Below are 14,377 nucleotides of genomic sequence, written 5' to 3'. Positions count from 1 at the left end.
AAGAGCACGTACTTCATTGTCCCATGGCGGCCGCCCCGTCACGCCCCCACAGAACCTCCAGGCCCGTCGGAAGGGGTCCGGTTTCACGTGAAACACCCACCAACGGCCGCATCGTTCAGTCAGTCCGCGATCCCTCGCCAGCCCGCCGGATCCACTCCGCCGGGCACACCGGCGCCCTCCTCGTAGGGCTGTCGTGTGAACACGAACGACCCGAGGTCCAGATGGCGCACGGAGCCGTCCGGGCGCCGCTCGGCACGCAGGACCTCTCCCGCGTAGTAGCCCTCCAGTCCGGTCCAGGTGCCGTCACTGTTGGACCGGAAACGCGCCCGGCGCCCGGCGCCGGACATCGGCCCCAGGGAGATGAGGCCGTCCGCCGTCACGCGCAGGGCGAAGGCATGGGTTCCCCAGTACCACTGTCCGGCCAACTCCAGGACGGCCGGTTCCACTTCGCTCAGCGGACGCCAAGGGGCGGGAATCCGGGGCTCGGCCTCCGCGACGATGCGGACGAGATCGGCGCCCACCGCTGACACCACCGGGCCGGACGTGCAGTTGGTCAGCACCACGGCCGCCACACCGTCTTCCACGCTGATACTGAGGTTCGCGAGGAACCCCGGCAGCGAGCCGGAGTGACCCACGATCAGCCGGCCGTCGCGCTGCTGGATCTGCATGCCGAGGCCGTAGGCGGCACCGTCGACGACGTCCGACGTCTCCGCCGGGGCCGCCGGTGTGCGCATCTCCCGGACCGATTCCGCGCTCAGTACCCGGTCGTCTCCCCCGGCCAGGAAAACGGCGAAACGCGAGAGATCAGCGGTGGTGGACCAGAGCTGTCCGGCCGGCGCCATCCGGCCCAGGTCCTCCAATGGCTCGGGCAGCAGCGCGTCGGCCCACGGATGAACGGCCCAGCCACCCGCGTGCGGCGCCTGCGGCTGGGCACTGGTGCGGGTCAGCCCCAGGGGCTCCAGCACCTCCCTGCCGAGCACATCCGTCCAGGCAGCGCCGCGCAGTCGTTCCACCAGAGCACCGAGCAGGGTGTAGCCGGGGTTGGAGTAGTGGTGCCGTCGGCCAACGGGATGCAGCACCGGCCGCTCTCCCAGGACATCGCCCAGCTCGGGACGGAGCGAACCAGGTGTCCGCTCCCACCAGGGGGCGGGTGACTCCGCCGCAAGGCCGCCGGTGTGCGCGAGCAGTTGGGCGATGGTCGCCTCCCCCGCGCCGGTACCCGGCAGGTGTTTCTCCAGGGGGTCATCGAGGTCGAGCAATCCCTCGTCACGCAGTCGCAGCACCAGGACAGCGGTGAACGTCTTGGTGATCGAGCCGATCCTGTACTGCACGTTCTCGTCCGGCGCGTGCCCGTCGACCGAGGACCGCGCACCGTGCCACACGGTCCGCCCGTCCCGAACGACCGCGGCGACCAGTGAGGGTGTCCGCCCTTCGGCCTGAGCGACGGCGATGCGATGCAGCAACGCCCGCCGCGTGCCGGGGAGCAGCTCTTCCTGGGATGTCGTCATGCCCCCAGTTCAGCGGCTGTGCCGACGCACGTCGAGTCCATTTACCCGGCCCCGCGCGTGACGGCCACGATCTCTGAGCCGACGGTCAGGTCTGGGCCATGTCCACGAAGCGTGAGTAGTGGCCCTGGAAGGCGACCGTGATCGTCGCCGTAGGGCCGTTTCGGTGCTTGGCCACGATCAAGTCGGCCTCGCCCGCGCGCGGTGACTCCTTCTCGTACGCGTCCTCACGGTGCAGCAGGATGACCATGTCGGCGTCCTGCTCGATGGAGCCGGACTCACGCAGGTCGGAGACCATCGGCTTCTTGTCGGTGCGCTGCTCGGGGCCACGGTTGAGCTGGGAGAGCGCGATGACCGGGACCTCCAGCTCCTTGGCGAGCAGCTTGAGGTTACGGGACATGTCCGAGACCTCCTGCTGACGGCTCTCGGCACGCTTGGAGCCACCGGACTGCATCAGCTGGAGATAGTCGATGACCACCAGCTTCAGGTCGTTGCGCTGCTTCAGTCGCCGGCACTTCGCGCGGATCTCCATCATCGACAGGTTCGGGGAGTCGTCGATGTAGAGCGGTGCGGCGGACACGTCCGGCATGCGCCGGGCGAGCCGGGTCCAGTCCTCGTCCGTCATCGTGCCGGACCGCATGTGGTGCAGAGCGACGCGGGCCTCCGCCGACAGCAGGCGCATCGCGATCTCGTTGCGTCCCATTTCGAGCGAGAAGATGACACTGGGCAGATTGTTCTTGATCGAGGCGGCCCGGGCGAAGTCCAGCGCGAGAGTGGACTTACCCATGGCGGGACGGGCCGCGATGACGATCATCTGGCCCGGGTGCAGGCCGTTCGTCAGCGAGTCGAAGTCCGTGAACCCGGTCGGTACACCGGTCATCTCGCCGCTGCGTGAGCCGATCGCCTCGATCTCGTCGAGGGCACCCTCCATGATGTCCCCCAGCGGGAGGTAGTCCTCGCTGGTGCGCTGCTCGGTGACGGCGTAGATCTCGGCCTGGGCGCGGTTGACGATCTCGTCGACGTCGTCGTCGGCCGCGTATCCCATCTGCGTGATGCGGGTGCCGGCTTCGACCAGACGGCGCAGCACCGCGCGCTCGTGCACGATCTCCGCGTAGTACTCGGCGTTCGCCGCCGTCGGCACGGTCTGCACGAGGGTGTGCAGGTACGACGCCCCGCCCACCTTGTTGATCTCGCCACGCTTGGTGAGTTCGGCGGCGATAGTGATCGGGTCGGCCGGCTCGCCCTTGGCGTAGATGTCGAGGATCGCCTGGTAGATCGTCTCGTGCGCGGGCTTGTAGAAGTCGTGGCCCTTGAGGACCTCCACGACGTCCGCGATGGCGTCCTTGGACAGGAGCATGCCGCCGAGGACGGACTGCTCGGCGTCCAGGTCCTGCGGAGGCAACCGTTCGAAGGAGGAGCCCCCGCCGTCCCAGCCACCGCTCTCCCGGCCCCGGTCGTGCTGCTCGTCACGACCCCGGCCGCCGTCGCTCCTTCGACGGGAGGCCGGCAGACGATCACTGGGCCCGGCCTCGGCCCACGGATCGTCCAAGGGCTCGGAAATGCTCACCGAGCCACCTCCTCCCGTCCGCACGGCGGACCTAGCCGTGCCCTCTGTTCTACGGCACGACACTGACAAATGAGAGGCCCAACTCCGGTTCTCGCGGGTCTGTTTTGCGAGGTTTCCCGGGTCGCAGGAAGGAGCGGGCGCCGGACAACGTTAGGCCTGTCGGCAGCGTCAGCCAATCTGGTTATCCACAGGCCATGTGGACGACGGCCCAGATGCTGTGGAGAACTTCACCAAACCTGTGCACGACCCGGTGGACAGCCCTGTGAACAAGGCCTCCCTGTGGTGCAGGCCACCCCACTGAGCTGCGGGTTTGCCGTCCACCGGCTGTGCAGAAGAAAAACTTTCCCAGTCGGATCAAGATCGCTTCGGACGGTACGCACGACCGCATGATCGAGGACTGCCAGTAAGGGGCAGTGGACCATTGCATCTCTTACCTGTGGACGATTAGATTGGTGCTCATGACACAGGCTCCCGCGATCCCCAAGGCCACCCGCCGTCGGCACGACCAGGAGATCATCGCGCTGGCCGTCCCGGCCTTCGGTGCGCTGGTCGCCGAGCCCCTGTTCGTGATGGCCGACAGCGCGATCGTCGGCCACCTTGGAACGGCCCAGCTCGCCGGCCTGGGAGTGGCGTCGGCCCTCCTCACAACCGCCGTGAGCGTCTTCGTCTTCCTCGCGTACGCCACCACGGCCGCCGTGGCCCGGAGGGTCGGCGCCGGCGATCTCCAGGCGGCCATCCGCCAGGGCATGGACGGCATCTGGCTCGCGCTGCTCCTCGGTGCGGCGGTCATCGCCGCCGTCCTCCCCCTGGCCCCCGGCATCGTGGACCTGTTCGGCGCCTCCGCCACCGCGGCGCCCTACGGCACGACATACCTGCGCATCTCCGCACTCGGTATCCCGGCCATGCTGATCGTCCTGGCCGCCACCGGTGTGCTGCGAGGCCTGCAGGACACCAGGACACCCCTCTACGTCGCCATCGCGGGTTTCGTGGCCAACGCCGCGCTCAACGTGGGTCTCGTCTACGGCGCCGGACTGGGCATCGCCGGGTCCGCCTGGGGCACCGTGATCGCCCAGTGCGGCATGGCGGCGGCCTATCTGATCGTGGTCGTTCGCGGAGCACGGCGGCACGGGGCCTCGCTGCGACCGGACACGGCCGGTATCCGGGCTTCGGCCCAGGCTGGAGCACCTCTGCTCGTCCGTACCCTGTCGCTGCGGGCGATTCTCATGATCGCCACTGCGGTCGCCGCACGCCTCGGCGACGCGGATATCGCCGCCCATCAGATCATCCTGTCCCTGTGGAGCCTGCTGGCGTTCGCCCTCGATGCGATCGCCATTGCCGGGCAGGCCATCATCGGCCGCTATCTCGGAGCGAACGATTCCGAGGGCGCCCGGCTGGCCTGCCGTCGCATGGTCCAGTGGGGCATCGCCACCGGAGCCGGGCTCGGGCTGCTCGTGGTGGCTGCCCGCCCCCTGTTCCTGCCGCTGTTCACCAGCGACTCCGTGGTCAAGGACACGGCGCTTCCCGCGCTGCTGATGGTGGCCCTCTCACAGCCCATCTGCGGGATCGTGTTCGTCCTGGACGGTGTCCTGATGGGCGCCGGCGACGGCCCGTATCTGGCCGGGGCGATGGTCGTGACCCTGGCGGTCTTCACACCGGTGGCGCTGCTCGTTCCCGCGCTCGGCGGTGGCCTCACCGCCCTCTGGGGGGCCATGACCCTGATGATGACGGTCCGCCTGATCACTCTGTGGCTACGGACGCGCTCGGGCCGCTGGATCGTGACAGGCGCGACCCGCTGAGTGGATCAGCCCGGCTCGCCTTGGCCCGGTTTCACGTGAAACAGACAGCGCCACGGCAATCCGCGCCCCATACGAAAAGGGGCCACCCCACTGGGGTGGCCCCTTTCTCAGCTGTTCAAGCCGAGCACGGCGTTACGCCGAGACGACCTCGATGTTGACCTTGGCGGCAACCTCGGGGTGCAGACGCACGGACGTCTCGTGGGCGCCCAGCGTCTTGATCGGCGCACCCAGCTCGATGCGGCGCTTGTCGACCTCGGGGCCACCGGAAGCCTTGATCGCCGAAGCGACGTCGGCCGGGGTGACGGAACCGAAGAGACGACCGGCGTCGCCCGAGCGGACGGCCAGACGGACCTTGACGCCCTCGAGCTGGGCCTTCACAGCGTTGGCCTGCTCGATGGTCTGGATCTCGTGGATCTTGCGAGCGCGACGGATCTGCTCGACGTCCTTCTCGCCACCCTTGGTCCAGCGGATAGCGAACTTCCGCGGGATCAGGTAGTTGCGAGCGTAACCGTCCTTGACGTCGACGACGTCGCCCGCGGCACCGAGGCCGGAGACCTCGTGGGTGAGGATGATCTTCATGTGTCGGTCACCCTTCCCTTATCGCGCGGTGGACGTGTAGGGCAGCAGCGCCATCTCACGGCTGTTCTTCACGGCCGTGGCGACGTCACGCTGGTGCTGCGTGCAGTTGCCGGTCACGCGGCGGGCACGGATCTTGCCGCGGTCGGAAATGAACTTCCGCAGCATGTTCGTGTCCTTGTAGTCCACGTACGTGACCTTGTCCTTGCAGAAAGCGCAGACCTTCTTCTTAGGCTTGCGCACAGGCGGCTTCGCCATGGTGTTTCTCCTGTGTGATCAAGAAGTGTGGATACGAGCCCTAGAAGGGGGGCTCGTCCGAGTAGCCGCCACCGCCGCCGGAGCCGCCGGAGCCGCCGCCCCAGCCGCCGCCGCCCTGGTTGCCACCGGCGGGAGCGCCGGTCGCCCACGGGTCGTCGGCAGGAGCGCCGCTCTGCTGGCCGCCCTGCTGGCCGCCGCCGGAGCCGCCGCCCCAGCCGCCGCCACCCTGGCCGCCACCGCCGCCGTAACCGCCCTGGCCACCGCGGGCGCCACCGGAGGTCTTGGTGACCTTCGCCGTGGCGTTGCGCAGGCTGGCGCCGACTTCCTCGACGTCCAGTTCGTAGACCGTGCGCTTGACGCCCTCACGGTCCTCGTAGGACCGCTGCTTCAGCCGGCCCTGCACGATGACGCGCATGCCTCGCTGGAGCGACTCGGCGACGTTCTCCGCCGCCTGACGCCAGACCGAGCAGGTCAGGAACAGGCTCTCGCCGTCCTTCCACTCGTTCGTCTGGCGGTCGAAGGTGCGGGGAGTGGACGCGACGCGGAACTTCGCGACCGCCGCACCGGACGGGGTGAAGCGCAGCTCGGGGTCGTCGACAAGATTGCCGACGACCGTGATGACGGTCTCGCCTGCCATGGGGAACCTCTCGGCGGGTTTGCTGCTGGCTGCTTGCTGCTACTCGAATCCCGAGATCAGCTGAGCGGGAGGCTCAGTGGGTCTCGGGACGGAGGACCTTGGTCCGGAGGACCGACTCGTTCAGGTTCATCTGGCGGTCGAGCTCCTTGACGACCGCAGGCTCGGCCTGCAGGTCGATGACCGAGTAGATGCCCTCGGGCTTCTTCTTGATCTCGTACGAGAGACGACGACGGCCCCAGGTGTCGACCTTCTCAACCTTGCCGCCGCCATCACGGACGACAGACAGGAAGTTCTCGATCAGCGGGGAGACAGCGCGCTCCTCGAGATCGGGGTCGAGGATGACCATCACCTCGTAGTGACGCATGTGGAACCCACCTCCTTTGGACTCAGCGGCCACGGTCGTTCCGTGGCAGGAGGGTCGTGATGCGTAGGCAACGGTATCGGCCACCACTGACAATCGAAGGGGTTCCACTGGGGATCCCGCAGTGCGGCCGCAGATATTTCTGGCAGGCCTGGGCAGACACCGGTGCAGACGCTACAGACTACCTGCACACCGGCTTCCGGTTGAAATCCGGCGGTGGGCACCGTCAGTCTGTACACATCGGGTGTGTATGGCGCTACAGTGCGCCGCGATCCGCAGGAGGTGCCTCATGGCACAGCAGGCATTGCGACCCAACACCGCCGGATCCCTCTTCGCCACGGACGGCAAGCCCCATCCGCTCCAGGACGCCCTCATGGCCGTGACACTGGTCCTGGGTGTGCTGGCCTTCATCACGTCCTTCTTCTCCGGTCTCCACCTGATCGCTTCCTGGGCCGGCCTCGTGGGACTCGTGATCGGGGCTTACGGCCAGTGGATCTCGGTGACGACGCGTGAACGGTTCGGCCTGATCCTGGGTCTGGGCGCCTCCGGCGTCGGCTTCATGCTCGGCATGGCGAACGGCGGGCTGTTCGGCGGCCTCATCGGCTGAGCCCGCCGACCCTCCTTCGACGCCCCCACTGAACACAGCGCGGACGCCCCGGCAGGCGACAGGCCGGGGCGAAGGTGCCGTGCGCCCAGTCGGGGTGGTCGCAAGGCGCAGTAGGCTTCGGCGCGTGAGCCGGAGCCCCTGAACCCATGGGGACACACCAGCCCGAGGAGCGCCCCGACATGAGCCTGACCCTGAGGACCATCAGCCGCGAGCAACATCTGGCCTACATCCAGAGCCTGCCGTCGGCGAGCCACATGCAGGTCCCGGCCTGGGCCGACGTGAAGGCGGAATGGCGCTCGGAGCACCTCGGCTGGTTCGACGAGCGCACCGGCGACATGGTCGGCGCGGGCCTGGTGCTGTACCGCCAGCTGCCCAAGATCAAGCGCTACCTCGCCTACCTCCCCGAGGGCCCGGTCATCAACTGGTTCGCGCCGAACCTGGACGACTGGATCCAGCCGATGCTGGCCCACCTCAAGCAGCAGGGCGCCTTCTCTGTGAAGATGGGCCCGCCGGTGATCATCCGTCGCTGGAACGCGGAGACGATCAAGAAGGGCATCCAGAGCCCGGACGTGAAGCGCCTGCGCGACATGGAGGCCGACTTCATCGAGCCGCGTGCCTTCGAGGTGGCCGACAAGCTGCGCCGCATGGGCTGGCAGCAGGGCGAGGACGGCGGCGCCGGCTTCGGCGACGTCCAGCCCCGTTACGTCTTCCAGGTGCCGCTGGCGAATCGTTCCCTGGAAGAGGTGCACAAGAACTTCAACCAGCTGTGGCGCCGCAACATCAAGAAGGCCGAGAAGGCCGGCGTCGAGGTCGTCCAGGGCGGCTACCAGGACCTCGCCGAGTGGCAGCGGCTGTACGAGATCACAGCCGTGCGCGACCACTTCCGGCCCCGCCCGCTGTCGTACTTCCAGCGCATGTGGACGGCCCTCAACACCGAGGACCCCAACCGCATGCGGCTGTACTTCGCGCGTCACAACGGCGTGAACCTCTCGGCCGCGACCATGCTGATCGTCGGTGGCCACGTCTGGTACTCCTACGGCGCCTCCGACAACATCGGCCGTGAGGTCCGGCCCTCGAACGCGATGCAGTGGCGGATGCTGTGCGACGCCTACGCGCTGGGCGCCACCGTCTACGACCTGCGCGGTATCTCGGACTCGCTGGACGAGACGGACCACCTGTTCGGCCTGATCCAGTTCAAGGTCGGCACCGGCGGCCAGGCCGCCGAATACCTCGGCGAGTGGGACTTCCCGCTGAACAAGCTGCTCCACAAGGCGCTCGACATCTACATGTCGCGCCGCTGAGCGCGGGACGTTTGATTCCATAGCCTTCACAGTTCTCCACCCCACTGACACACGGCAGCCACGAGAAAGGGTCCGGGTCCGGCCATGGCGCTCACGCTCTACGTCGACACCGCGCGCTGGCGGGCGCACCACAAGCACGTGCAGGAGCAGTTTCCGGGCCTCGTCCCGGTCTGCAAGGGCAACGGCTACGGCTTCGGACACGAACGGCTGGCGGAGGAGGCCACCCGGCTCGGCTCGGACGTCCTCGCCGTCGGCACCACGTACGAGGCCGCGCGCATCAAGGACTTCTTCGGCGGCGACCTGCTGGTGCTGACGCCGTACCGGCGGGGCGAGGAGCCCGTTCCGCTGCCGGACCGGGTGATCCGTTCGGTGTCGTCGATCGACGGCGTGTACGGCCTCGTGGGCGCGCGCGTCGTCATCGAGGTGATGTCCTCGATGAAGCGGCACGGCATCAGCGAGCAGGACCTGCCGCAGTTGCACGCCGCCATAGAGAACGTCCGGCTGGAGGGCTTCGCCATCCACCTGCCGCTGGACCGCACCGACGGCTCGGACGCCGTCGAGGAGGTCATCGGCTGGATGGACCGGCTTCGCGCGGCCCGGCTGCCGCTGCACACGATGTTCGTCAGCCATCTGAAGGCCGATGAACTCGCCCGGCTGCAGCAGCAGTTCCCGCAGACCCGGTTCCGTGCCCGCATCGGCACGCGGCTCTGGCTCGGGGACCACGACGCCACCGAGTACCGTGGCGCCGTCCTGGACGTCACCCGGGTGACCAAGGGCGACCGCTTCGGCTACCGGCAGCAGAAGGCGGCCTCGGACGGCTTCCTGGTGGTCGTGGCGGGCGGTACGTCGCACGGGGTGGGCCTGGAGGCCCCGAAGGCGCTGCACGGCGTCATGCCGCGCGCCAAGGGCGTCGCACGGGCCGGCCTGGCCACGGTCAACCGGAACCTGTCCCCGTTCGTCTGGGGCGGCAAGCAGCGCTGGTTCGCCGAGCCACCGCACATGCAGGTGTCGATCCTTTTCGTGCCCTCGGACGCTCCCGAGCCGAAGGTGGGCGACGAGCTGGTGGCCCATCTGCGGCACACCACGACGCAGTTCGACCGGATCGTGGACCGGTAGTCCGGACCGCCGGACAGCGAGGTCCCCGAACCGGGAAGGCCGTACACGCGCGATGCGTGTACGGCCTTCCTCATGTGCGCCAAGGCGCTCGTTCGCTCAGAGCGAACGCTCCCCGTTCGACGGCATGCCGGACCTTCCCCAGTCCACCTGAGGCGCGTCGAAGTGGACGGCGTGGCGCGGCGGATGAGCCGCGGCGCCCAGTACGAAGACGTCCTCGGCGCCGTCGAGCACTCCTCCCGAGGGGTCGTCGTCACCGGACCGACGCACCACGTCCCGCTCGGGCATCAGGATGTCCCGCACGACGACGGCGCACAGGTAGAGCGTGCCGAGCAGATGCACCGCGATCACCCAGTCGTACCCCAGCGTGGGCAGTCCCTTGTGGGCGTCCCCGCTGGTCGTGTAGGCGAGGTAGAACCAGATGCCCAGGAAGTACGCCACCTCGCAGGCCTGCCAGATCAGGAAGTCCCGCCACTTGGGCCGGGCGAGGACGGCCAGCGGCACCAGCCACAGGACGTACTGCGGGGAGTAGACCTTGTTGGTCAGGATGAAGACCGCGACGATCAGGAAGGCCAGCTGGGCGAAGCGCGGCCGGCGCGGTGCGGTGAGCGTCAGCGCGGCGATACCCAGCGAGCACAGTGCCACCAGCACGACGGCGGCGTTGTTCACGAAATCGGTGGAGGGCGGGTTACTCGAGTTCTGCGCCCAGATCAGCCAGAGCGACCCGAAGTCGACGCCCCGGTCATGGCTGAACGTGTAGAACTTCGACCATCCCTCGTAGGCGAAGAGCATCACCGGCAGGTTCACCACCAGCCAGGCGACGGCCGCGCCGCCCACGGCCCGGAAGAACTCCCGCCACTTTCCGGCGCGCCAGCACAGCACCAGCAGCGGGCCGAGCAGCAGGACCGGGTAGAGCTTCGCGGCGGTGGCGAGCCCCAGGAGGACGCCGAAGGCCAGTGACCGGCCCCGCGACCACATCAGCATCGCGGCGGCCGTCAGGGCCACCGCGAGCAGGTCCCAGTTGATGGTGGCGGTCAGGGCGGCAGCGGGCGCCAGCGCGACCAGCAGACCGTCCCAGGGGCGCCGGGCATGGGTGCGGGTAACGCAGACGGCGACGACGGCCGCGCACGCCATCAGCATTCCGGCGTTGACGAACCAGTACCACTGCTCCTGGTGCTGGATGCCGCCGCTGCCCGGCGTGAGCCACGCGGCCACCTCCATGAACACGCCGGTCAGCACCGGGTATTCGAGGTACTCCATGTCGCCCGGGAGCCGGTCGAAGTACGGCACCAGTCCGTCGGCGAATCCGCGTCCCTGGAAGAGGTGAGGGATGTCCGAGTAACAGGCGTGGGTGTACTGCGAGCTCGCGCCGAAGAACCAGGCGCTCTGGTAGCAGGGCGCCTTCTGCACCAGGCCGAGAGCGAACATGGCGATCGCCACGAGCACGATGACCCGTAGCGGTGTCCACCAGGTCGTCCCGAGCAGGGCGCGCCGGCCGATCGGTCCGCCGATCAGCTCGCTCCCGGCCTTGGCGACCTCGTCCTCACGGGTCGGCCGCACCGGATCCGCGCCGACGGGCCGTACGGGCTCGGGCTCGTGCACGCCTGCGGGCGTCATCTCTGCACTGGGCATGGGGCACATCCTGCCGTACCAGTCTGGGAATACGCCGAGGGCCGCCGCACCTGGTGAGTGCGACGGCCCCATGTTTCACGTGAAACGTGCTTGGCGGGCGAAATGGCCACCAAACGGTCAGAACGGTGAGCTAGCCGTTCTGGCCCGAGAAAAGGCCTCCGTTGCCATTGCCTCTGGTGTTGCCGGTCCCGGTCGTGTCCGTGACTGAGGGCGAGGGGGTCGTGCCTCCGTCTGTTCCGCCCGTGTCCGTGCCACCGTTGTTGCCGTTGCAGTTGTTGCCCCAACCCCACTGGCAGGTGTCGCTGGGCGAGGGGGAGGGGGACGGGGACGTCAGGCTCGGCGACGGGCTGGGCGAGTCGCTGGGCGTCTGACTCGGCGTGATGGTGACCGACGGAGTCGGGGACGGCGCACCGGCTTCGTCATGGACCTTGCCCATCTTGATCGCGTCCGGGAAACCGGGGTCGTTCGCGTTCTTCAGCGCGGCCTTCATGTACTCGGTCCACACCTGCGTCGGGATGTCACCACCGTGGATGGAGTCCTTGCCCGCGGTGCCGTTCATGGAGAGCAGCTTGTGGTTCTTGGGGTTCTCTCGGAACATCGCCACCGAGGTCGACAGCTGCTGGGTGTAGCCGACGAACCAGGCCGACTTGTTCTTGTCGGTGGTACCGGTCTTGCCCGCCGCCGTACGGCCCAGGGCCTTGGCGTTCTGAGCCGTACCGTTCTGGATGACGTTCTGCAGGACGTCCGTGACGTTGTTGGCGATGTTCGACTCCATCGCCTGCTTGACCTTGGGCTTGGTGAAGCCGGGCTGGTCCACGCCGTCCTTCTTGACGGCGGTGACCGAGTACGGGTCCGCCTGCTTGCCGGACGCGGCGAAGGTCGCGTAGGCGTCGGCCATGCGGATCGCGCTGGGGGTGGAGGTACCGATGGCGAAGGACGGGTTCAGGTCCACCGACATGCTGTCGTTGAGAATGCCGGCCGAGCGGGCGACGTCACGGACGTGCGACATGCCGACATCGACGCCCAGCTGAACGAAGGGCGTGTTGATGGACTGCTCCATCGCCTTGCGCAGGGTGATGTATCCCCACGGGTGAGGGCTCTCGTTCTTCTGGAAGAAGAACGAGTTGTCCTTGTTGAGGTAGTACGACCCGTCCGGCTTCTTGACCTTGAGGTGGTCGTTGCCGTTGTACTTGCTCAGCGGCGAGATCCCCTGGCCATCGGAGTCGTACGTGCCGTACTGCATGGCCGCTGCCAGCACGAACGGCTTCCACGTCGAACCGACGGGGACACCCTGGGTGTCGGCGTTGTTTGTGAAGTGGCCCTTTTCGTAACCGTCACCGCCGTACAGAGCGACGATCGCACCGTCGTTGGGGCGCACGGACGCAGCACCGAACTGGACGTACTTGTCGAGGTCGCGCTTCGGATTCAGCCGCTCCTTCTGGATCTTCTTCACAGCGGCGCTCAGGGCGTTGACCTTGTCCTTCTTGAAGGTCGTGTAGATCTGGTAGCCGCCCCGGTCGAAGTCCTTCTCAGAGATGTTCGAGTGGTTCAGGACGTACTTCTTCGCCGTGTCGGCCAGGTAGCTGATCTGGCCGGTCATGCCCTTGGTCGCCTTGCGGTCCTGCGGCATGGGGTACTTCGCGATGGCTTCCTGGTACTGGGCGTCGGTGAGGTGCTTGTCCTTGTGCATCTCGCCGAGGATCCAGGACCACCGCGACTTCGACCGCTGGAGGTTGGCATCGGCCGTCGCGGCCTTGTCGAGGTTCTCGTTGCCCGCCGGGTCGTAGTACGTGGCTCCCTTGAGCAGTGCCGCGAGGACGGCACACTCGCTGGGCTTGAGGTCGACGGCGTCCTTGTTGTAGTAGGTCCGCGCGGCTGCCTGGATGCCATAGGCGCCACGGCCGTAGTACGAGGTGTTGAGGTAGCCCTGCAGGATCTGCGGCTTCTTGAGCTTCGTCCCCACCTTGATGGAGATGAACATCTCCTTGAACTTACGGGTGACGGTCTGGTCCTGACTGAGGTACGTGTTCTTGACGTACTGCTGGGTGATCGTCGAGCCACCCTGCGTCTGACCGCCTCGGGCCATGTTGCCCAGGGCGCGCGCGATACCCATGGGGTCGACGCCCGAGTCCTGGTAGAAGCTCTTGTTCTCGGCCGAGATCACCGCGTACTGCATGGCCTCGGGGATCTTGTCGATGGTGACGTTCTGACGGTTCACACCCGTGCCCGTCGCGACCATCTGCGAGCCGTCGGCCCAGTAGTAGACGTTGTTCTGAGACTTGGCCGCGTCGTTCTCATTGGGGATGGAGACCATCGCGTAGCCCACACCGACCATGACCACGAGGCTGCCGACGAAGCTGATGAACAGCCCGGTGACAAGCTTCCAGGAAGGCACCCAGCGGTGCCATCCGTCCTTGTTGTGGCGCGGGTAGTCGATGAAACGCTTCTTGGCCGGCGCGCCCGCACGGCCGCGTCCGGGGCCGGTCGGTTCGCCGGTCCTGCGTCGGCCGCCGCCTCTCTGCGCCGCCCGGCGGGCCTCGGCACGGCCGCCGTAGGAGCGCTCTTCACCCCCTGAACCATAGGAGTCCGACCCATAGGAAGAGGACCCATAGGAGTCGGCTGAGGACCCGGTGGCGCCTCGCGGTGCCGCGCGGCGGCCGGAGGCCGGGCCGGACTGGCCGCGTCGGGCCGCGGCACGTCCGCCTCCCTGCGGCTGCGGCGGTTTGCGACGGTGCTCGCTCATCGAACGACTACTCCTCGGGCAGGCGCACCCTTGCGCGCCTGGAAACGGCGGCTGGTTTCCGGTCCCCCCGAAGTACGGATGTGGTCGGTCCCGCATTCACCCGTACTGCTCCAGGGACGAGGACGCCCCCGGGCGTCACTCGGTTCCCGGTGATGTGCATGCCGCACAGACTACGCACCGCCAAAACCCGCCGAGTCCCGAAGTTCACCCCAAATCAGGCAACTTGCCTCCTACGAATCGGTGATGTGATCCCGTTCACCATCCACCCCCTTGTCGCGCAC

General features: G+C 67.7%; 12 protein-coding genes. 4 read left to right on the top strand and 8 right to left on the bottom strand.

The features are described 5' to 3' along the window. Positions 1-119: 119 nt before the first annotated feature. Both ABZ478_RS13295 and dnaB read right to left on the bottom strand, forming a co-directional pair. The gene (locus ABZ478_RS13295) at positions 120-1,508 is read right to left on the bottom strand and encodes a serine hydrolase domain-containing protein (protein ID WP_359548306.1); all 1,389 of its coding nucleotides are present in this window, start codon (positions 1,506-1,508) and stop codon (positions 120-122) included. 85 nt (positions 1,509-1,593) lie between these two features. Further along, positions 1,594-3,072 carry a replicative DNA helicase gene (gene dnaB / locus ABZ478_RS13290; RefSeq protein WP_359548304.1) on the bottom strand — a complete coding sequence of 493 codons (1,479 nt, stop codon included), beginning with the start codon at positions 3,070-3,072 and terminating at the stop codon, positions 1,594-1,596. Between the two features lie 458 nt (positions 3,073-3,530). On the opposite strand from dnaB, the gene ABZ478_RS13285 reads away from it, so the two are divergent. After that, the gene (locus tag ABZ478_RS13285; protein ID WP_359548302.1) at positions 3,531-4,868 is read left to right on the top strand and encodes an MATE family efflux transporter; all 1,338 of its coding nucleotides are present in this window, start codon (positions 3,531-3,533) and stop codon (positions 4,866-4,868) included. A 132-nt stretch (positions 4,869-5,000) separates the two neighbouring features. Here ABZ478_RS13285 and rplI read toward each other — a convergent pair whose 3' ends face one another. The 4 genes from rplI to rpsF all read right to left on the bottom strand — a co-directional run bounded on the left by rplI (position 5,001) and on the right by rpsF (position 6,703). Further along, positions 5,001-5,447: a 50S ribosomal protein L9 gene (rplI, locus tag ABZ478_RS13280; RefSeq protein ID WP_358929695.1), complete on the bottom strand. Its 447-nt coding sequence runs from the start codon at positions 5,445-5,447 to the stop codon at positions 5,001-5,003. An 18-nt stretch (positions 5,448-5,465) separates the two neighbouring features. Next, complete coding sequence (gene rpsR / locus ABZ478_RS13275; RefSeq protein ID WP_003949403.1) at positions 5,466-5,702, bottom strand: 30S ribosomal protein S18; 237 nt, start codon at positions 5,700-5,702, stop codon at positions 5,466-5,468. A 40-nt stretch (positions 5,703-5,742) separates the two neighbouring features. Further along, the gene (locus ABZ478_RS13270; RefSeq protein ID WP_359548300.1) at positions 5,743-6,339 is read right to left on the bottom strand and encodes a single-stranded DNA-binding protein; all 597 of its coding nucleotides are present in this window, start codon (positions 6,337-6,339) and stop codon (positions 5,743-5,745) included. A gap of 73 nt (positions 6,340-6,412) precedes the next feature. Continuing rightward, positions 6,413-6,703 carry a 30S ribosomal protein S6 gene (rpsF, locus tag ABZ478_RS13265; protein WP_004985983.1) on the bottom strand — a complete coding sequence of 97 codons (291 nt, stop codon included), beginning with the start codon at positions 6,701-6,703 and terminating at the stop codon, positions 6,413-6,415. A gap of 286 nt (positions 6,704-6,989) precedes the next feature. Between rpsF and ABZ478_RS13260 the strand changes: the two genes are divergently transcribed. The 3 genes from ABZ478_RS13260 to ABZ478_RS13250 all read left to right on the top strand — a co-directional run bounded on the left by ABZ478_RS13260 (position 6,990) and on the right by ABZ478_RS13250 (position 9,724). Beyond that, on the top strand, positions 6,990-7,307 hold the full coding sequence (locus tag ABZ478_RS13260) for a hypothetical protein (RefSeq protein ID WP_358929691.1): 318 nt from the start codon (positions 6,990-6,992) through the stop codon (positions 7,305-7,307). A 179-nt stretch (positions 7,308-7,486) separates the two neighbouring features. Next, complete coding sequence (locus ABZ478_RS13255) at positions 7,487-8,608, top strand: peptidoglycan bridge formation glycyltransferase FemA/FemB family protein (RefSeq protein ID WP_359548298.1); 1,122 nt, start codon at positions 7,487-7,489, stop codon at positions 8,606-8,608. A gap of 84 nt (positions 8,609-8,692) precedes the next feature. Next, positions 8,693-9,724: an alanine racemase gene (locus tag ABZ478_RS13250; RefSeq protein ID WP_358929687.1), complete on the top strand. Its 1,032-nt coding sequence runs from the start codon at positions 8,693-8,695 to the stop codon at positions 9,722-9,724. Positions 9,725-9,820: 96 nt separating this feature from the next. Here ABZ478_RS13250 and ABZ478_RS13245 read toward each other — a convergent pair whose 3' ends face one another. Beyond that, complete coding sequence (locus tag ABZ478_RS13245) at positions 9,821-11,353, bottom strand: glycosyltransferase 87 family protein (protein WP_359548296.1); 1,533 nt, start codon at positions 11,351-11,353, stop codon at positions 9,821-9,823. A gap of 130 nt (positions 11,354-11,483) precedes the next feature. Further along, positions 11,484-13,748 carry a transglycosylase domain-containing protein gene (locus ABZ478_RS13240; protein WP_359548294.1) on the bottom strand — a complete coding sequence of 755 codons (2,265 nt, stop codon included), beginning with the start codon at positions 13,746-13,748 and terminating at the stop codon, positions 11,484-11,486. Positions 13,749-14,377: the final 629 nt, after the last annotated feature.

It is taken from the genome of Streptomyces sp. NPDC005706 (assembly GCF_040631045.1).
Taxonomy (GTDB): Bacteria; Actinomycetota; Actinomycetes; order Streptomycetales; family Streptomycetaceae; genus Streptomyces.
This window is presented reverse-complemented; position numbering and strand designations above follow the sequence as displayed.

Excerpts from the sequence above, each read along its gene's own strand:
- rpsR (WP_003949403.1), bottom strand. The coding sequence starts at position 5,702 with ATGGCGAAGCCGCCTGTGCGCAAGCCTAAGAAGAAGGTCTGCGCTTTC.
- ABZ478_RS13260 (WP_358929691.1), top strand. The coding sequence starts at position 6,990 with ATGGCACAGCAGGCATTGCGACCCAACACCGCCGGATCCCTCTTCGCC.
- ABZ478_RS13255 (WP_359548298.1), top strand. The coding sequence starts at position 7,487 with ATGAGCCTGACCCTGAGGACCATCAGCCGCGAGCAACATCTGGCCTAC.
- rplI (WP_358929695.1), bottom strand. The coding sequence starts at position 5,447 with ATGAAGATCATCCTCACCCACGAGGTCTCCGGCCTCGGTGCCGCGGGC.
- rpsF (WP_004985983.1), bottom strand. The coding sequence starts at position 6,703 with ATGCGTCACTACGAGGTGATGGTCATCCTCGACCCCGATCTCGAGGAG.
- ABZ478_RS13250 (WP_358929687.1), top strand. The coding sequence starts at position 8,693 with ATGGCGCTCACGCTCTACGTCGACACCGCGCGCTGGCGGGCGCACCAC.
- ABZ478_RS13295 (WP_359548306.1), bottom strand. The coding sequence starts at position 1,508 with ATGACGACATCCCAGGAAGAGCTGCTCCCCGGCACGCGGCGGGCGTTG.
- ABZ478_RS13245 (WP_359548296.1), bottom strand. The coding sequence starts at position 11,353 with ATGCCCAGTGCAGAGATGACGCCCGCAGGCGTGCACGAGCCCGAGCCC.
- ABZ478_RS13285 (WP_359548302.1), top strand. The coding sequence starts at position 3,531 with ATGACACAGGCTCCCGCGATCCCCAAGGCCACCCGCCGTCGGCACGAC.
- ABZ478_RS13270 (WP_359548300.1), bottom strand. The coding sequence starts at position 6,339 with ATGGCAGGCGAGACCGTCATCACGGTCGTCGGCAATCTTGTCGACGAC.